The sequence below is a fragment of the Bradyrhizobium archetypum genome (assembly GCF_013114835.1).
Classification (GTDB): Bacteria; Pseudomonadota; Alphaproteobacteria; order Rhizobiales; family Xanthobacteraceae; genus Bradyrhizobium; species Bradyrhizobium archetypum.
This window is the reverse complement of sequence record NZ_JAAVLW010000005.1, coordinates 375,023-391,374: the sequence shown is the minus strand read 5'-3', so window position 1 is coordinate 391,374 and position 16,352 is coordinate 375,023. Positions and strand designations below refer to the sequence as shown.

Below are 16,352 nucleotides of genomic sequence, written 5' to 3'. Positions count from 1 at the left end.
TCAAACCTCTTCAGGCAGTGCCGGCGTCCCTTCGCGGGACGCCAGCCGCTCCGCTAGATGCGAAGAGAGATCACTTCTTGGTCAGGTAGATCTTGTTCTTCCAGTAATACTCGCCGGCAAAATTGTACGGCGGGAACCAGGACAGCTTGAACGGCACGATCTGTTCGGCGTAAGCCTTCTGGCTGTCGATCACCTTCCTGTAGAAGGGATTCTTCGCCGCGTGCTCGGTCTGGATCTTCTCCCATTCGTCGAGGAAGTTCTTCAGGATCTCGTCGGGTGTGCGATGCATCTGAACGCCCGCCTTGATCAGATCCTGGCAGGCTTGCGCCGTCTCGCGGTTGAAGGCGAAGTTGCGCTGCGTCGTTGCATAGACGCTCGCCACCTTGATGATTTCCTGCAGGTCCGGCGTGAGCTTCTTCCAGACGTCGCCGTTGATCATCAACTGCCCGCCGGTGACGGGCTCGTGCATGCCCGGCGTGTAGTAATGCTTGGCGACCTGATGAAGGCCGAGCTTCTTGTCTTCCTCGCAGTTGATCCACTCGGCGCCCTCGATCACGCCGCGCTCCATCGCCGGCACGATCTCGCCGCCGGGAATGGTGACGACCGACACGCCGAGCCTGCCATAGGTTTCCGCACCGATGCCGTAGATCCGGTACTTCATGCCCTTGAGATCGCTGAGGCTATTGATCTCCTTCTTGAACCAGCCCATTCCCTGCGGGTAGTCGGTCGGGATCGGGAAGCCGACGACGTTCAGTTTGAGGACGTCGCGATAGAACTCTTCGAGCAGCTTCATGCCGCCACCGTCATAATACCAGGCCCAGTAGTCCGAACCGTCCATGCCGTACAGCGGACCGTGCGACATCGGTATCGTTGCGGTGTTGCGGCCGAGGATGTAGCCGAATGGTCCCATGCCGACATCGAGAACATTCTTGGAAGTGGCGTCGAACACCTCGAACGGCGGCACGATCGCTCCTGCCGGAAGCGTTTCGATCTTCAGGCGTCCGGCTGTCATCTTCTCGACGGTCTCGGCCCAAAGCTTAAAGATAAGATGGAAGTTCGAGGATGCAGGGTGGGTCGACTGACCCTTCAGCACCAGCGGCTTTTCAGTGGTTTGAGCCTGAACCGGCTGCGCAAAGATGGTGACCATTCCAAGAGTCACCGCTGCAAGCATAGTTGAAGCGTACCTCAACATGTTGTGGTCCTCCCGATGATGATATGTGTTTTTTTCTTTTCAGGGTGGAACCGTGTCCGCTTGCTGTCAAGCGGTCTCTGGCCGCAGGTGGCTTACGGGGAGGTTGATTGGACGAAAGGATGACGGCTTAGCCGCCGCGCCGCCACGGTGTGACGGTGACCTCGTGCGCGGCATCGAGCATTTTCGGCGCGCCGGCGCGCAGGCCATGCGCGGCCAGGATGTCCTGCGGCGAACGCGCGGGGACGCCGGGGAAGCAAGGTTCGCCGCCGGGAAGGCGGACACGCGGCGCCATCGACAGCCAGAACTCGTCGTAGCGGTCCATGAACATGCCGAACACGCCGGGACCGCCGATCACCGCGACGGTGCCGGTACCGACGCCGGCATGGCTGCACGCGGCTTCAAACGAAACGCCCGCGGGATTCCACAGCGTAGCTTTCGGATTGCCCGGATCGGGCGCGATCGCATCGACCTTCCGCGTCAGGACGATCCGCCTGCGCCGCGGCGAATTCGGCTGGTCCTCGTAGGAATTGCGGCCGTGCACGACCAAATCGACGCGGTCGAGAGCGGCGGTGAAAAACGCCTTGTCGCCCTCGAACTTCAATTCGTCCGGCATGACGTTGCGCGCATCCGCCAGCATGCCGTCGGCGGAAATGATGACGTAACCTTCGATGCGCAGCGCCACTTGTGCGTCGCGCCGCGTTATTCCGAGATCGTGTGCACGACGCTGGAAACCGGTCGCGAGCTTACTGTCGGCAGCTTGAGATCCTTGACGATCTCTTCGTCATACTGCGCGAGGGTCTGCACCGGCGTCTTGGCACGCATCGCAACCACCTTGTAACCGCCGGCCTTCAGCTTCTTGAGAAGTTCGGGGAGGGCTTCCGCGGTGTGCTTCTGGAAATCGTGCATCAGGATGATGCCCTTGCCGTTCTTTTCGACCTTGCGCATCACATTGTCGATGATGGTTTGCGCTTTGCTTGCCTTGAAGTCGAAGGAATCAAGGTCGCAGGAGAAGATCCCGATGTTGCGCTCGCCGAGATAGGTGACCATCTCCGGCGGGTGCTGCAGCGCCGGGAAGCGGAAGAACGGTGCAGGGGACTTGCCGCCGAGCGCCCATTTCACGGCGCTGAAACCCTTTTCGATTTCATCCTTGCGCTGCTGCTCGGTCAGCTTCTTGTTGACGAGCGCGGCATGCGACCAGGTGTGCGATCCGATCGAGTGGCCGGCCGCCATCACCTGCTTGAGGATCTCAGGATAATAGGTGGCGTGCTTGCCAATCGGGAAGAAGATGCCGGTGGTGCACTCTTCCGCAAGCGTCTTCAGGACCGCAGGCGTATTCACCGGCCACGGGCCGTCGTCGAAGGTCAGCACGACCTCCTTGTCCCGAAGGAAGTCGAGCTCCTTGAAATGTTCGAAGCCGAAACCGGGGCCGCCGGTGGTGTCGATCTCGACCGTGCGGCCGATGCCGAGCGCGTTCGGATTGTTGCAGGGCGGGCGCGTCGGGGCGGGCGCGGCCGCCGGAGCAGGGGTAGGAGCCGGCGCGGCTTGTGGAGGAGCAGCCACGCCTTTCGCGGGTGGTACCTGCGCCCATGCCGTGCTCGATGCCAACAGCGAAACAGCGCCTGCAAAGATCATCCCTGCCGCAATACGCATCTTGTTTTCCCTAAATTTGAATCCCGCACCCGGTCGCGGCGCAGCCGTCGTCCGGTCTGCCTCCATTCCCCGAAGCACATAATAGCCTAGTTGGAGCAGGCGCGCCAACGCAACCGCTGCGTCTACGCTGAGCCGACTTGTCACCGGACAGATTAATTCAGGACGCAGCCAGCGCCCGTGCGATCGCGGTCTTCACCCGTGTATCTACGGGGTCGACCGATTCCGGGAAGACCTCGGCGATGTAGCCGTCGCGGCCGATCAGGTATTTGTGGAAGTTCCAGCGTGGAACATCCTTCGGTCGAGCTTCCGCCGCCCATTTGTAGAACGGATGCGCGTTGGGTCCCCTGACGACAGCCTTTGCGGCGATCGGAAAGGTGACGTGATGGGTTTGCGCGGTCGCCGTGATTTCGGTCGCGCCGCCTGGTTCCTGGCCGCCGAAATCGTTGGAGGGGACGCCGATGATCATCAGGCCGCCGCTACCGAACTCGGTCCACAGTTGCTGCAGTCCGCCATATTGCGGCGTGTAGCCACAAAGCGAAGCGGTGTTGACGATCAGGATCGGGCGGCCGGCAAATTCGGAAAGCCTGATGTCGCCGCCGGCCAATCCCGGAAATGAAAACGCGTACGCCGTGATCCGACTCATGCCGGCCTGCGCCAGCGATTGCCTGTTCGAACTGACGGCAGCGATCGTGGCCAGCGCTGCCGTCATCACGCTTCTGCGGTCCATCATGAAAAGCCTCGGGCTACGGTTCGACAGCGCAAAGCATAGCGCAGAGCGCGGGCGGCAACCGCTCAACAAGGCGTTATGAGATCACCGCAGCGGGACGATGAAGTCGGTGCCTTCGCCGGTTTCGCCGCCCTGGCTAATGCCGAGATCGGACACGATGATCGACCCGCCGGTGGTCAGCACCTCGGCAATCCGCGCCATTGCTTCCGGCGCGACGCTGATGCGGTCCAGCGCTTCGGCCGGGCTGTTCGGTGATAGCGATGCCTTGGCGTCAGCAGGCGCAGCCATCTTGCGGCGGCCGGCTATGCGGTTGTCTTCGTCCGCCCGAGCCGCGGCGCTGCGCGCGCTGACCGGCAATGAGACTACCGACCAGCGCAACAGGTTGGGATCGGTTTTGTCGGCTGTGGCGGTGAAGACATGTGTGCCGAGCGGGCGGTCACTGGGCGTGATCGCTACCGGCACTTCGAACTGCGGCTTGAAGCTCTCGCGAACGTACAGCTTGGAGTCCTTGCGGCTGACGAACACGGCGATCTGGCCGGGACGCCTGGGCGCTTCGGCCTTGGCGGCCGCGCCGGGCAGGCGTGCCGGGTCCTTCTTCAGATCGGCCGGCGCAACGATGATCGCCGGAGTGGACTCAGTGGGCTTTTCGGCGGCCTTCGATTCATCAGCTCTGGTTTCCGTGGCGTTGGGCGCGGAACCCTTGGCCTTCTCGACCGTCGCCTCGTCGGGCTTGTCCTTGGGCTCGACCGATTTGACATCGTCAGCCGGCACGTCGCTCGCAGATGGGGTTCTGACCGCCGGGGCCGCATCCGACATCGTCGCCGGCAGCGCGCTACTGGCATCGGCGGTGTGGGTCTGTTCGCGCAGCAGAGCGGCGTGCCCGACGGTCGGTCGAAGATCGAGACCGGCCTGCGAATTGTCAGCCTTTATTGCGCGGCCTGCGTCCGCGCCCTTGTCGCCCTTCACCGCCGGCGCGTCGGTCGTCGGATCGTCGGCGAGCAGGGGCTGCGGAACGACCTTCTGCGCCACCAGCAATGGGTGAGAGAAGCTGGCCGGCGTGATCTGGCCGGGCGTAATAATGACGCGGGCTCCCATCCGGGTCCAGTTCCACATCTTCACGGCAAAGGGCATCGGCATGCGGATGCAGCCGTGCGATGCCGGATAGCCGGGCAATACGCCGGCATGCAGGGCGACGCCCGACCAGGTGATGCGCTGCATGTAGGGCATCGGCGCGTCGCTGTAGATATTCGAGCGATGCATCTTGTGCTTCTGGATGACGCTGAACACGCCCATCGGGGTCGGATGACCCTTCATGCCCGTCGACACCGGACTTTCGGCAAACAATCCATTGGCGTCGTAGACGCGGACTTTCTGCTGCTCGATCGAGATCGCGATGATCAGCGGCCCCTGCGGCTTGGCGTTGGTTTCCTTGATGGCGCCTTCAATCTTGGCTGAAGGGCGGCGTATTTTTGGCTTGCGCGGCTGCACCGTCGGCATCGGCCGGTAATAGCTCGGGTCGGAATCTTGCCAGTAGAACATGGCGGCAGCATCCGCCTGGAATGTTGCGGCAACGGAGCCGGCCGCGGTCAACATCGCAATCTGCCAAAATCGCTGCTTCGAAATCGTCGCGCCCGCAATACTCGCACTGAAAAACCGATGCCCGCTCACGCGCATGATCCTCAAATCCAGCTACTCTCGAATCTACCGTCCTGCCAATTCATTTGTTGTCGCAGAGGCGAAAAGCGTTCACCAGCGTAGGCCTTCTAATCTCAGCACTTTTCGCTCCGATCGTAGCAAAAAAGCCTCACATTCCGTTAACGAGCGACGGCCCAATCTGGACGCCCTTCATAAGGCGGTACGACGACCTTCCTAACCTTCCTGTGCGGTTTTCTGCCACTACATAGGCTGAGAGCCCTTCAGCGGAGATATCAATGACATCCAAGGCCGTCGTTAAGTGTGACAAGAAGTGGAGAAGTGTGGCCTTGGTGGCGCTGGCACTGACAATGTGGCAGGCAGGTCAGGCGTCAGCCGCGGACGAGCCCGACCTGATCTTTCGCCGCTCGACTGTCTTCAAATGGCTGAGCCCCAACGACAAGCTCGCCACCTATGCGCTCGACGACCCCGAGGTAGACGGGGTGGCCTGCCACTTCACGGTACCGGAAAAGGGCGGCTTCAAAGGCTGGCTTGGCCTTGCCGAAGAGGTCTCGGACATTTCACTGGCGTGCCGCCAGATCGGCCCGATCAAGTTCAAGCACAAGCTGGAGCAGGGCGACGACATGTTCCGGCAGCGCCGCTCGCTGTTCTTCAAGAAGATGCAGATCGTTCGCGGCTGCGATGCCAAACGCAACGTGCTGGTATACATGGTCTATTCGGACAAGCTGATCGAAGGTTCACCCAAAAACTCAACGTCCTCGGTACCGATCATGCCGTGGGGCACGGCCGACGCCGCAGTTCAGAAATGCGGTGAATTCATCCAGTAGGTCCGACGCCCTCGGGATCTGTGATCGGATCCGGAATCCGAAAGATCGGATCCCGGGATGAGAGCCTCAAGCTTACCGTTTGACCGGATTGGAATATTGGCGGGCCTCCACTCCCGCCGCGATCTTGCGGTCGCGACAGCCGACCAGATGCACGAATTTTTGCGGCGCCGAAACATTGCCGCGAAAGTCGCCGCCTTGCTGCGACATCGCGCCACAAACGCTCGCAGGATGCTCTGAGGGTTTTCCTCCGCGCACTGTTTTCAGTGAAGGATCGATCCGCGGTTCGGAGCCGTGATTCCCAGACAAATTTTCAACCAGCGGCTGGCCGGATTTGCGGGTCGGGGTGTCATTGCCAACATCGGTGTTGCCATTGCCCACGACGGCTGTCCTTTGTTGAAGAAGGGAACGCAACGCATGAGCCCGCGCAAAGTTGCGCGGTGTTCGACTGAGTCGGCAGGACCGGGGCTTCGGTTCAGCCAATCTGCCAGGAACGAGGCCGTCTCGTTCATTGGACGAGCGCCAAAGCGGTCCCGATGGAAGACCCAAGGTGTTCAGCCTGGTTGTTGCAATTGATAGCAGTGCCGCTGAATTCATTGGGCTTTTCCCGCCAATGTTTCGTCCGATGGCGCCGACGAAACAATTCTTCCGTGCGACGAAACCATTTTCCGTTTTGGCGCAGATGTGCGGAAACGGCCGATTGCTATCAGGTCGCCAACGAGACGGCGGGCGATACCGCTACCGGCAACCGGAGACAGTCAGATGCGGACCATCAGCTTCATCCTCGCCTTCGCTTTCGTCCTGGCTGGTCCCTCGATGGCTGGTTCGTCCGACCAGAGCCTGCCGGGCGTCGGCACCTTCACTTATAACGGATCGCCGGTTGCGGCCCAGACGATGGTCCTAGCTGCCAAGTGAGGGGGGCGGATCCTTTGACAGAAGTTCGCCGATAAAGGCCCTGCATGCTGGTACGCATCTGCTCCGCGGTAATCCTTTCTTCTTTCCTTCTCAGCGGCGCGGTGCAGGCCCAAGCCCAAGCCCAAGCTCAAGTTCAGTTTCAGCCGCCGCAGACCTCGCTCCGTTCCCTGTTCAAGGTCCCTGATCCGCGCGGCGAATTCGTGCGGCTTTGCGCGCCTCATATGGTTGGCCGCTGGGCGCATCCCGAAAGCGTTTGCGGCTGCCTGCATGATCACGCCGCCGCGACCGTGGAGGATGCCGATCTGCGCGAGGCGCTCTTGCGCGGCATCAGCGAGACCGGCGTGCCGACGATCGAGACGGCGTGGGTGCCGCCATCGAAGCAATCCGAGATCGGTCCGACCTTCACCAAGATCGCCAAACCGACGCTGCAATGCATGTTCGATCCGGCGACAAACCAGTAGCGCCGGCGTTACTTAGTCTTCACAATAACGGCTAGGCCCAGAGGATCGCGGCTAGCGCTTCTTGGTCCCCAGCCGCGGAATGCATTTGCGGGTGCGGAGCACGCCTTCTGCCGTCATTTGCGAGCCCTGCACTTCCTTGATTTGTCCCGCCGGGCACGATCCATCATCGACCATGACGCGCTGGCCGAGCCTGAGGTCGACGATGTCCTGCTCGCGCGAGACTGTCTGCGCGAAAGCGGCCGTTGTGGCCAGCCAAAAGGCGAGGCTGGCGGGCAGGGCGAAGCAGCGGGTTACGACCTTCTTGAGCGTCAAAACGATCTTCCTTACTTGCTCTGGATCTTCAGTCCGCCCGGCCCGACATTGATTTGCAGGCCGTCGGGTTCCTGCTTGGCTTTGTAGAGATTGTAGCTGAGCACGCCGACCGCGACGATCAACACGCCGATGACGAGATACAGAACGTTGCGATTGGCGGGCATCCGGTGTTTCCGCATGATCTTGAATCCGGCGTAAAGCTTAGTGACGTGGATGCGATTCTGATAGAGCGGCGGCCGGCGAGGGCGGTCCGCTGGCGGCTTTCTGCGGTTTAGCCTTGCCGGTTCCACCCTTGCTCGGCTTGCGATTGGCCTGCAACGCGGCCAGCGATGCCTTCGCCAGCCGCTCGGCTGACGCGATCAGTTGTGGCAGCGGATGGCCCGCAAAGCCGAGGACGAAGCCCGGCAACGGCCGCGCGCGAAAATAGGTTTCCGCCAGCAGCCAACCAGCGACGTCGGCGTCGGCCTTGGCCGTTGCGGCAACCTGCGGATCCGTCGAGGGATCGAACCGTGCGACCAGATGCAGGCCCTGCGAGGGCACCGGCACCGATAGTTCTCCCTTCGACGCGGTCGATAGTGTCGAGGCCAGTACGTCACGCGCTTCGCGATAGATCCCGCGCACCCTGCGCAGGTTGGCGGCGAATGCGCCGGAATTGAGCATGTCCGCCACCGCCCCTTCGAGCAGCGTGCCGGGAAAGCGGTCCAGCGCTGCGCGGGCCGCCGCCACCGGTCCGACGAGCCGCTCGGGCAGCGCGCAATAGCCGATGCGCAAGCCCGGAAACAGTGTCTTGGCAAACGTGCCCATGTAGATGACCCGTGAAAGGTGATCGATGCCGGCAAGCGACAGCAATGGCGCGCCGTCGTAACGGAATTCGCTGTCGTAGTCGTCCTCGATCACGAAGGCGCCGGCCTCCCTTGCCCAATCGAGCAGTTCCAGCCGCCGGGGCATCGACATCTGCACGCCCAGCGGAAACTGGTGCGATGGCGTCACATAAGCCGCGCCCGCCGACGGCGCGAGGGAGCGTCCCTTCGTTACGATCAATCCTGAAGTATCGACCGGCACCGCGACGGGGCGCAGACTGCAATGTTCGATCGCCTTGCGGGCGGCGGGATAGCCGGGGTCCTCGCACCAGATTTGATTGCCAGGCTTGAGGATCGCGCCCAGCACGACCCGCAATGCATGCTGCGTTCCCGACGTCAGCATGATCTGGTCGGGATCGCAGCGCAGCCCGCGCGCCGACAGCAAATGATCGGTAATCGCGGCGCGAAGTTCGCGGCTGCCGCGCGGGTCGCCATAGTGAAGGTGCTCGTTGCCGAAGGCCCGCATGCGCCGGCCGACAAATGCCCTGAAGCGCTGCAGCGCCCGCGCGTCGATATGGGTGCAGCCGAGCGCGAGCGGGCCTTGCTGCGGCGGCTCGATCGCGATCTTGGCCTTGCGCGCGTCATCGGCGCGGGTGGGAATGCGCGCGGCAACGAACGTTCCGGAGCCGACGGTTGCGACGGCAAAGCCGTCCGCGATCAGCCGCTCATAGGCCGAGGTGACGGCGTTGCGGCGAAAACCGGTCTGCTTGGCCAGCGTGCGCGAGGGCGGCAGCGCCTCGCCGGGTCTTGCGATCCCGCCGGTGATGGCGTGGCACAGCGCCTGATAGAGCCGGTGCTGGGAGGAGGCACCCGGCATCACATGAGGGCCGGAAAGATCGAGCGCCAGTTCTGGCTTGCGGCGTGCCGGCGGGGAATTGGTCGGAATTTTTCGCATGGAATTGGCACTATCGCAGACCAAATTCGCCGGTACAACTCTCAACAACCGCACATCATCCGATCAGGAGCTGCCGTGACCGACGCCATGACCGCCGATGCGTATCCGCTAACGCCGCGAAACCAGGTGAAGCGGCGGCACGATCGCGGCTTCTACGACCATGCCACGGTCCACGGCCTGCTCGACGCCTCGATGCTGTGCCACGTCTCTTATGTGATCGACGGGCAGCCCTATTGCACGCCGACGTTCTTCTGGCGGGAGGGAAGCAGGCTATATTGGCACGGCTCTAGCGCCAGCCGGATGCTGAGAAATCAATCCGAAGGCCAAAAGGTCTGCCTCACGGTTGCGCATCTCGACAGCCTGGTGCTGGCGCGCTGCGGCTTCAACCATTCGGCGGACTACCGCGCCGTGATGGCCTTCGGCACCGCTTATCTCGTCACCGATCCGGAGGAGAAGGAGCGGGCACTCGTTTCCATGGTCGACCGGTTCTTTCCCGACCGGACCGCGAGTTTGCGGCAAAGCACGGCGCAGGAGATCAAGGCGACGTCGGTCATCGCGATGGAAATCGAGCAGGCGTCCGCCAAGATCAGGTCGAAGGGCGTCGCCGACGATGACGAGGACTACGAATTGCCTGTTTATGCCGAGCGCATCCCGGTGCGCACGGTACTGGGCCGGCCGGAACCTTGTCCCCGGCTGCTCGACGGCGTCGAGCGGCCGGCGTCGCTGAGCGGTTATTCGGAGGGCCGCCTGCTCGAAGATGCATTGCGGGATGCGCATTTTGCGCATTACGCGGGCGGATGAGATCGGGGTAGGGTGGCGCTCCCGCCTTTCTGGAATTCCGCTTGGAGCTGCCGCATGACGACCGATACGCAACAGAGAATCCTGGACGCCGTCGACGCCGGTTTTGACGCGCAACTGGCGACGACGAAGGATTTCGTTGCGATCCCATCGACCCGCGGTGCCGAAGGGCCGTGCCAGGATATGATCGGCGACCTCCTGCGCCAGCGCGGCTACGAGATCGACGACTGGCATATCGATGTCGAGGATCTCAGGGATCTGCGCGGCTTCGGTCCGATCGAGCATGATTTTTCCAAGGCGCGCACGGTGGTCGGCACGTACCGGCCATCGAACAATTCAGGCAAATCGCTGATTCTGCAGGGCCACTGCGACGTCGTTCCGGCGGGTCCCCTCGACATGTGGGAAACGCCGCCGTTCTCGCCCGCCATCAAGGACGGCAAAATGTACGGCCGCGGCGCCTGCGACATGAAATCCGGCACCATCGGTGCGCTCTATGCGCTGGATGCGATCAAGGCCGCGGGGCTGAAGCCGACCGCACGTATCCATTTTCAATCCGTCATCGAGGAGGAATCGACCGGCGTCGGAGCGCTCTCCACGTTGCAACGCGGCTACCGGGCCGACGCCTGCTTCATCCCGGAGCCGACCGGGGAGATGATGGTGCGTTCGCAGGTCGGCGTGATCTGGTTTCGTCTGAAGGTGCGCGGCTTCCCGGTGCATGTGTTCGAAGCCGGCGCCGGCGCCAATGCGATCATGGCGGCGTATCATCTGATCCACGCACTGCAGGAGCTCGAGGCCGACTGGAACGAGCGCGCCAAGGCGGACCGCCATTTCAAGGCGGTCAGCCATCCGCTCAACTTCAATCCCGGCATCATCAAGGGCGGCGACTGGGCCTCCAGCGTGCCGGCCTGGTGCGACGTCGATTGCCGCATCGCCATCCTGCCGGGCTGGTCGATCGCCGAATGCCAGAAGGAGATTCTGGCCTGCGTCTCGGCCGCCGCGCGCGACCACCGATTCCTCTCCAATAACCCGCCGCAAGTGGAATGGTCGGGCTTTCTGTCGGAGGGCTATGAATTGGTTGATGCGGCCGAGCCGGAAGCCGCATTCGCAAAAGCGTTCGACGCGGTCTATGGCGGCGTGGTGCCGGATCGGGCGTTCACCGCGCTGACCGATACCCGCTTTTATGGATTGAATTACAACATCCCGAGCCTGTGCTTCGGCGCGAAGGGTGCGGCGATGCATGGGTTCAACGAATATGTCGAACTGGACTCGCTGCGGAAGTCGACGAAAGCGACTGCGCTGTTCATTGCGGAGTGGTGCGGAGTGGAACGGGTCTAGGCACTCTTTCTGCGTCATTGCGAGGAGCGCAGCGACGAAGCAATCCATGCTTCCGCGTACGCGGACAGATGGATTGCTTCGCTTCGCTCGCAATGACGATGCGGAGGCCTTACGGGCTCTTACCCCACAACGCCTTCGCGATCGCATCGAGTCCATCCGTCAGCGCCGCCGGTCCCGGCTGCAGGATGATCGTCGACTTGATCTCGACAATGCGGTTGTTGCGTACGGCCGGAATTTCGCTCCAGCCCGGACGCTGCCGGATGCGATCGGGCACCACCTTCTTGCCGCACCAGGAGGCGAGGATGACATCGGGGGCGGCGTCGCGCACCATTTCGGACGAAATGATCCGGTCCTTGGCGGCCTGCTGAAACCGTAAGTTTGGCAGCGTGTCCTCGCCGCCGGCGATCTCGATCAGTTCGGAGACCCAGCCGATGCCGGAGATCAGCGGATCGTCCCACTCTTCGAAATAGACTTTTGGCTTCGGTCCGGGCCGGGGCGTCGCCGCGATGCGGGCGAGGCGCTCCTCAAAACTTCTGGCCAGTTGATCGGCGCGCTCGGCGGCGCCAACGATAGCGCCGAGCGTGCGGATCATGGCGAGGATGCCGGCAATGTCGCGCTGGTTGAAGACGTGGATGGCGACGCCGGCGCGCACCAGATCGGCGACGATGCCGGCCTGCAGGTCGGAGAAGGCGAGCACGAGATCAGGCTCGAGTGCGAGGATTTTCGGAATGTCCGCGGAAATGAAGGCGGCGACCCGCGGCTTTTCGCGGCGAACCTGCGGCGGCCGCACGGCATAGCCGGAGACGCCGACGATGCGCTCCTGCTCGCCGAGCAGATAGAGCGTCTCCACGGTCTCTTCGGTCAGACAGACGATTCGGCGGGGCGGAAACTGGCGCATGCCGACGATATGCCGAATTCCTGGCCGCATGTCACGGCAGCCATTACCTGGGAGGTCATTGCCTGATTTACCGGCAGCCTCCATGCTGTCCAGGAAATCACTTCAAGGAACTGCCGGAGGACGAATGACGCCGCTCGAAAAGATCCAGTCGATGAAGATGCCGTTCGCGGAACTGAAGGGGGTGACCTTCACGGAAGCCGACATGGATCGGGTGGTCGCGAAGATGGTGGTGAGGTCGGATCTCTGCACGCTGCGGAACACGATTCACGGCGGCGCGATCATGGCCTTTGCGGATTCGGTTGGCGCTGCAGCGACCGTCATCAACCTGCCAGAGGATGCCAACGGCACCACAACAATCGAGAGCAAGACCAATTTCATCGGCGGCGCCAAGGAAGGCTCGACGGTGATCGCCACCGCCACCCCGGTGCATCGGGGACGGCGCACGCAAGTCTGGCAGACCCGGCTCGAGACCGAGGACGGCAAGCTGGTGGCGATTGTGACGCAGACGCAGATGGTGCTTTAGCCATCCACCACTTGCACGGCGTTCAGCATCCCGGTTTGCGGATGACAATCCACATATTCGAAGAGTTGTTCGTCGGCGCGGGCGACCGTGACCTCGTGGTAGAGCCGTAGTTTTGCGGCCGGGCCGAGCGTCGACAGGTATTTCATGGCGGCGCCGAAAATCCTGATATGGGTCGGGTGCGATTCAGCCCAGCGTTCCAGCTCCGATAGGCTTTTCCACCAGCTCATGCCGTAGGACTTTTCGGCTCTCGCGCCGTTGGGGCCTAAGACCGTCATGTAACGGTTGGCGTAGCAGCCGATCGAACGCCCCTGGTCGCGAAGGAAATCCATGCCTTCGCGCAGCACCGGCTCGACCTCGCCGAGATACATCTTGCGCTCGGTGGCCTCGGTATCAGCCCAATCCTGCCCCGACCGGATCAGGCAGACATTGTCATGCGGAATGATCCGGATCCGTCCGCCGTCGCGGATCGCGCGGGCCGCGCCTGAAGGCGCCATCTCGCTGGTTTGGGATAGCGGGATGCGATCGCGCATGCCGCCCCAATAGGCGTGCTCCAGGACCTCGCCGCTCATGCCGTCGGCAAGGACAGCGACGCCTTCGGGTCTCCCGAGGGAAGAAAACAGGGTCTCATAGCCTTCCACCGAAGGGTAGAGCGCCTCGATGAAGGTGCCGAATCCGTCATTCGTCCGCTGGTCGCCGGTCCAGCTCTCGCGTGCAGCCGCAAACCAGCGATCGAACTTCTGCCGGTGGTCCCAATAGGCAACCGTGACGATGTTGGTAAAGGCGGCCTCGTCGACATAGCTTGCGCGGTCCCAGTGCGTGGGACCGTCGGCTGCAGTGAACGCTGAGGTGAGCCGAGCCAACGCCAGTTCTGCGGCGGCGTTGAGCGCGCCGCGGGACTGGATGCCGAAATAAGCCATCACGACCCGCGTCACACTTGGTTTGTGCCGCGCCACGAAAGAGGGGTAGGGCGGCGCATAATCGTCTCCGACACGGCGGTGACGCGTGCGTTCAGTTCGCAGATGCGCAGGGATCGCGGATTCCATCGGCCTGCTCCTTGTCAGAATGATGTATCAGGCCTGCAGCCTGATCTCGCTCATGACCTCGGCATCGACGGGAATCGAGAAATGTTCGACGCGGTTGGCACGCTTGTTGTTGAGCAATAGCCGCGTGACGTCGGGTCGCGAATAATGTCCGGCCGGATCGGCGGCGTTCTTCGCCACCCCGATCATGCCGAGATCGATATCGGCATACAGAATGCCTTCCTGGTCGGGCGGCAGTTTCTCCGCCAGTGAAGCGCCGTCCGGCCCGTAGATCACGGCGTGGCCGCCGCCGACGTGCAGGAATGCATGTTTTTCAGGGGAATCGCACAGCTCGTCGATCATCGCCTGCGAGACGACCGCGCAGGGGCCGAGGAAGAAGCACGAGCCTTCGACCGCATAGACCTTGCTGGCGGCGTTGTTGACCTCATGGCCAAGCGCATGCGCGAACGGATCGTACAGCGAAAAGCTCGGCCAGGCGCCGACATGCACCTGTTCGTTCTGGGCGTACATCGCGTATTTCGACAGCGGCTGCAGATGCTCCCAGCAGCACAGCGCGCCGAGCCGTCCGATGTCGGCGCGATCATGGACCGCGAGGTCGCTGCCGTCGCCCTCGCCGAATACGGTGCGTTCGGCATGGGTCGGACGCAGCTTCCGGCGCTTGGCGATGTTCTCGCCGTCGGGGCCGATCAGCCATTGCGCGATGTAGAGGCTTCCGCCGTCGCGCTCGGACAGTCCGAGCACGGCGGTGAGCCTAGCGCGCTTTACGGCATTGCGGATCCTTTCCGCTTGCGGGCTATCGTAGGCCAGCGAATTGTCGAAGTAGCGCTGCACAAAGCCGCGGCCGATCGCCCAGGCAGGCGCGCCAAGCCAGATCTGCCACGGATATCCGGGAATGAAGGTTTCGGGAAACGCGATCAGCTTGGCGCCTTTTGCGGACGCTTCCCCGATCAGCGCGATGGCCTTGTCCACGGTGGCGTCGAGGTCGAGAAAAACAGGCGCCGCCTGAACCACCGCCACCTTATATTTCTGATGAACCAGACCCATCGCATCCATCCCCGCATTTGATGACTGACGCTTGCCGATACCGAGCCTACCGCCACGGCGGCGCGCGCCGCTTGTCCGCGGCGGAACGAAAACTTGTCTTAACCGGCAGGTGGTCAGCGCGAAGCAGCGTCAGGCGCGTGCGACGTGACGGGAAGGAGAACGCTATTTGCCCGCGCGTTCGCGCCATTCGCGCGGCGAGACGCCGAAGCGCTGCTTGAAGATGCGGCTGAAATGGGCGAGATCGTTGAAGCCCCAGGCGAAGGCGATCTCGCCGATGTGCCGGGCCTGGTGGGCGGGATCGGCAAGATCACGCTTGCACCGCTCGAGCCGCTGCGCCTGCACGTAGCTGCGGAACGAGGTCCGTTCGGCCGCCATCAGATCGCTGGCGTAACGCGGCGAGATTCCTGTCGCCGCCGCGGCGCGCGGCAGCGATAGCTCGGGATCGGCGAGGTGCGTCAGGATATGATTCTTGAATCGATAGAGCAGCGCCGAGCGGTGGGCCGATTGGTCCGGCAAGCGTGCGTGCAGCCTGTCGGCAAGCGTCATCGCGAGCAAATCGAGCGTCTGGTCGAGCAACCGGCGTGCGGCTGCGGGCTCGACCAATTCGATTGTCTTGCTCACATTGAGCGCGAAATCATAGGTCAGCCGTTCGAGCGGACGATCGGCTGCAAACGTCGTCGCGGTCAAACTGTCGAACGCGCCGACGCGTTGTTGCAGCAGCTTGCGCGGCATCTGAAAGATCGTCTGTGAAAAACTGTCGTCGAAGCGCAGCTCGTAGGGGCGGGTGGTGTCATAGATGACGAACTGACCCGCAGACACGATTGCCTCGCGGCCGTCCTGGAAGACGCTGTTCACGCCGTTATTGCCAAGCGCCATCAGCACGAAATCCTCGCTGGCGCGGGCTATTCGCGACGGCGTGCGGAACACCCGCTGTGCGGTGGAATCGACTTGGGTGAGCGATACTGCTCCGACCCTGGATTGCGAGACCGAGCCCCAGAACGCGCTGCGCATATCGGATTTGCAGTCGAGGCCGACGAAGGTGTCGCAGACGATGTCTTGCCACAGCGCGAGCCGGCGCTCCGGACGGCAAGAACTCGTGTCGAGCACGATAGCCACGACGAATCTCCACGCACCATCCGGAGTCTGTTGCTTGGGCTTGGCCACTCAAAAAACCGGCCCAGTCTCCACTTTGCGCCGGGCCATCAGTCTTAACAATTGGTTAATG

Annotated in this window: 19 protein-coding genes; 6 read left to right on the top strand and 13 right to left on the bottom strand. The window is 62.6% G+C overall.

From position 1 onward, the window contains the following. Positions 1-70 precede the first annotated feature (70 nt). From HCN50_RS18245 to HCN50_RS18225, 5 genes are all read right to left on the bottom strand, one after another. On the bottom strand, positions 71-1,147 hold the full coding sequence (locus HCN50_RS18245) for a TRAP transporter substrate-binding protein (protein ID WP_171711042.1): 1,077 nt from the start codon (positions 1,145-1,147) through the stop codon (positions 71-73). Between the two features lie 172 nt (positions 1,148-1,319). After that, the gene (locus HCN50_RS18240; protein WP_311968066.1) at positions 1,320-1,874 is read right to left on the bottom strand and encodes a dihydrofolate reductase family protein; all 555 of its coding nucleotides are present in this window, start codon (positions 1,872-1,874) and stop codon (positions 1,320-1,322) included. Between the two features lie 17 nt (positions 1,875-1,891). After that, complete coding sequence (locus tag HCN50_RS18235) at positions 1,892-2,842, bottom strand: polysaccharide deacetylase family protein (RefSeq protein ID WP_171711041.1); 951 nt, start codon at positions 2,840-2,842, stop codon at positions 1,892-1,894. 157 nt (positions 2,843-2,999) lie between these two features. Beyond that, positions 3,000-3,572, bottom strand: coding sequence for a glutathione peroxidase (locus HCN50_RS18230; protein WP_171711040.1), 573 nt, complete (start codon positions 3,570-3,572; stop codon positions 3,000-3,002). Positions 3,573-3,653: 81 nt separating this feature from the next. Next, a complete protein-coding gene (locus tag HCN50_RS18225) occupies positions 3,654-5,162 on the bottom strand; it encodes a L,D-transpeptidase (protein ID WP_235977051.1) in 1,509 nt (502 codons plus the stop codon). Between the two features lie 410 nt (positions 5,163-5,572). On the opposite strand from HCN50_RS18225, the gene HCN50_RS18220 reads away from it, so the two are divergent. Further along, a complete protein-coding gene (locus tag HCN50_RS18220; protein ID WP_235977088.1) occupies positions 5,573-6,049 on the top strand; it encodes a CreA family protein in 477 nt (158 codons plus the stop codon). Positions 6,050-6,121: 72 nt separating this feature from the next. On the opposite strand, the gene HCN50_RS18215 is transcribed toward HCN50_RS18220, so the two are convergent. Then, positions 6,122-6,427 (bottom strand): hypothetical protein, encoded by a 306-nt coding sequence (locus HCN50_RS18215; RefSeq protein ID WP_171711037.1) that lies wholly within the window; start codon positions 6,425-6,427, stop codon positions 6,122-6,124. Positions 6,428-6,808: 381 nt separating this feature from the next. On the opposite strand from HCN50_RS18215, the gene HCN50_RS18210 reads away from it, so the two are divergent. Both HCN50_RS18210 and HCN50_RS18205 read left to right on the top strand, forming a co-directional pair. Further along, on the top strand, positions 6,809-6,961 hold the full coding sequence (locus HCN50_RS18210; RefSeq protein ID WP_171711036.1) for a hypothetical protein: 153 nt from the start codon (positions 6,809-6,811) through the stop codon (positions 6,959-6,961). Positions 6,962-7,005: 44 nt separating this feature from the next. After that, on the top strand, positions 7,006-7,422 hold the full coding sequence (locus HCN50_RS18205; RefSeq protein WP_171711035.1) for a hypothetical protein: 417 nt from the start codon (positions 7,006-7,008) through the stop codon (positions 7,420-7,422). A gap of 51 nt (positions 7,423-7,473) precedes the next feature. Here the strand turns inward: HCN50_RS18205 and HCN50_RS18200 are convergent, their stop codons facing one another. From HCN50_RS18200 to pdxR, 3 genes are read right to left on the bottom strand one after another with little or no spacing between them, the layout of a single operon-like run. Next, on the bottom strand, positions 7,474-7,734 hold the full coding sequence (locus tag HCN50_RS18200) for a DUF6719 family protein (RefSeq protein WP_376700296.1): 261 nt from the start codon (positions 7,732-7,734) through the stop codon (positions 7,474-7,476). 11 nt (positions 7,735-7,745) lie between these two features. Next, positions 7,746-7,898, bottom strand: coding sequence for a hypothetical protein (locus HCN50_RS18195; protein WP_171711034.1), 153 nt, complete (start codon positions 7,896-7,898; stop codon positions 7,746-7,748). A gap of 37 nt (positions 7,899-7,935) precedes the next feature. Next, the gene (pdxR, locus tag HCN50_RS18190; protein ID WP_171711033.1) at positions 7,936-9,489 is read right to left on the bottom strand and encodes a MocR-like pyridoxine biosynthesis transcription factor PdxR; all 1,554 of its coding nucleotides are present in this window, start codon (positions 9,487-9,489) and stop codon (positions 7,936-7,938) included. 87 nt (positions 9,490-9,576) lie between these two features. Here pdxR and HCN50_RS18185 point away from each other — a divergent pair, with 87 nt between their 5' ends. Both HCN50_RS18185 and HCN50_RS18180 read left to right on the top strand, forming a co-directional pair. Continuing rightward, complete coding sequence (locus HCN50_RS18185) at positions 9,577-10,290, top strand: pyridoxamine 5'-phosphate oxidase family protein (RefSeq protein WP_171711433.1); 714 nt, start codon at positions 9,577-9,579, stop codon at positions 10,288-10,290. 54 nt (positions 10,291-10,344) lie between these two features. Further along, positions 10,345-11,622 carry an ArgE/DapE family deacylase gene (locus HCN50_RS18180; protein ID WP_171711032.1) on the top strand — a complete coding sequence of 426 codons (1,278 nt, stop codon included), beginning with the start codon at positions 10,345-10,347 and terminating at the stop codon, positions 11,620-11,622. A gap of 109 nt (positions 11,623-11,731) precedes the next feature. Here HCN50_RS18180 and HCN50_RS18175 read toward each other — a convergent pair whose 3' ends face one another. Beyond that, the gene (locus HCN50_RS18175) at positions 11,732-12,520 is read right to left on the bottom strand and encodes a cobalamin-binding protein (RefSeq protein ID WP_171711432.1); all 789 of its coding nucleotides are present in this window, start codon (positions 12,518-12,520) and stop codon (positions 11,732-11,734) included. Between the two features lie 124 nt (positions 12,521-12,644). Here HCN50_RS18175 and HCN50_RS18170 point away from each other — a divergent pair, with 124 nt between their 5' ends. Next, positions 12,645-13,043, top strand: a complete 399-nt coding sequence (locus HCN50_RS18170; protein WP_171711031.1) for a PaaI family thioesterase — start codon at positions 12,645-12,647, stop codon at positions 13,041-13,043. Here the strand turns inward: HCN50_RS18170 and HCN50_RS18165 are convergent. The 3 genes from HCN50_RS18165 to HCN50_RS18155 form a co-directional block, all read right to left on the bottom strand. Further along, the gene (locus HCN50_RS18165; protein WP_171711030.1) at positions 13,040-14,086 is read right to left on the bottom strand and encodes a phenylacetaldoxime dehydratase family protein; all 1,047 of its coding nucleotides are present in this window, start codon (positions 14,084-14,086) and stop codon (positions 13,040-13,042) included. The two genes, HCN50_RS18170 and HCN50_RS18165, sit on opposite strands and share 4 nt — an antisense overlap. A gap of 27 nt (positions 14,087-14,113) precedes the next feature. Next, on the bottom strand, positions 14,114-15,127 hold the full coding sequence (locus HCN50_RS18160) for a carbon-nitrogen hydrolase family protein (protein ID WP_171711029.1): 1,014 nt from the start codon (positions 15,125-15,127) through the stop codon (positions 14,114-14,116). 162 nt (positions 15,128-15,289) lie between these two features. Then, the gene (locus HCN50_RS18155; RefSeq protein ID WP_311968065.1) at positions 15,290-16,243 is read right to left on the bottom strand and encodes an AraC-like ligand-binding domain-containing protein; all 954 of its coding nucleotides are present in this window, start codon (positions 16,241-16,243) and stop codon (positions 15,290-15,292) included. Between the last annotated feature and the right edge of the window lie 109 nt (positions 16,244-16,352).

Excerpts from the sequence above, each read along its gene's own strand:
- HCN50_RS18245 (WP_171711042.1), bottom strand. The coding sequence starts at position 1,147 with ATGGTCACCATCTTTGCGCAGCCGGTTCAGGCTCAAACCACTGAAAAG.
- HCN50_RS18235 (WP_171711041.1), bottom strand. The coding sequence starts at position 2,842 with ATGCGTATTGCGGCAGGGATGATCTTTGCAGGCGCTGTTTCGCTGTTG.
- HCN50_RS18230 (WP_171711040.1), bottom strand. The coding sequence starts at position 3,572 with ATGATGGACCGCAGAAGCGTGATGACGGCAGCGCTGGCCACGATCGCT.
- HCN50_RS18225 (WP_235977051.1), bottom strand. The coding sequence starts at position 5,162 with ATGTTGACCGCGGCCGGCTCCGTTGCCGCAACATTCCAGGCGGATGCT.
- HCN50_RS18220 (WP_235977088.1), top strand. The coding sequence starts at position 5,573 with ATGTGGCAGGCAGGTCAGGCGTCAGCCGCGGACGAGCCCGACCTGATC.
- HCN50_RS18210 (WP_171711036.1), top strand. The coding sequence starts at position 6,809 with ATGCGGACCATCAGCTTCATCCTCGCCTTCGCTTTCGTCCTGGCTGGT.
- HCN50_RS18205 (WP_171711035.1), top strand. The coding sequence starts at position 7,006 with ATGCTGGTACGCATCTGCTCCGCGGTAATCCTTTCTTCTTTCCTTCTC.
- HCN50_RS18195 (WP_171711034.1), bottom strand. The coding sequence starts at position 7,898 with ATGCCCGCCAATCGCAACGTTCTGTATCTCGTCATCGGCGTGTTGATC.
- pdxR (WP_171711033.1), bottom strand. The coding sequence starts at position 9,489 with ATGCGAAAAATTCCGACCAATTCCCCGCCGGCACGCCGCAAGCCAGAA.
- HCN50_RS18185 (WP_171711433.1), top strand. The coding sequence starts at position 9,577 with ATGACCGCCGATGCGTATCCGCTAACGCCGCGAAACCAGGTGAAGCGG.
- HCN50_RS18180 (WP_171711032.1), top strand. The coding sequence starts at position 10,345 with ATGACGACCGATACGCAACAGAGAATCCTGGACGCCGTCGACGCCGGT.
- HCN50_RS18175 (WP_171711432.1), bottom strand. The coding sequence starts at position 12,520 with ATGCGCCAGTTTCCGCCCCGCCGAATCGTCTGTCTGACCGAAGAGACC.
- HCN50_RS18170 (WP_171711031.1), top strand. The coding sequence starts at position 12,645 with ATGACGCCGCTCGAAAAGATCCAGTCGATGAAGATGCCGTTCGCGGAA.
- HCN50_RS18165 (WP_171711030.1), bottom strand. The coding sequence starts at position 14,086 with ATGGAATCCGCGATCCCTGCGCATCTGCGAACTGAACGCACGCGTCAC.
- HCN50_RS18160 (WP_171711029.1), bottom strand. The coding sequence starts at position 15,127 with ATGGGTCTGGTTCATCAGAAATATAAGGTGGCGGTGGTTCAGGCGGCG.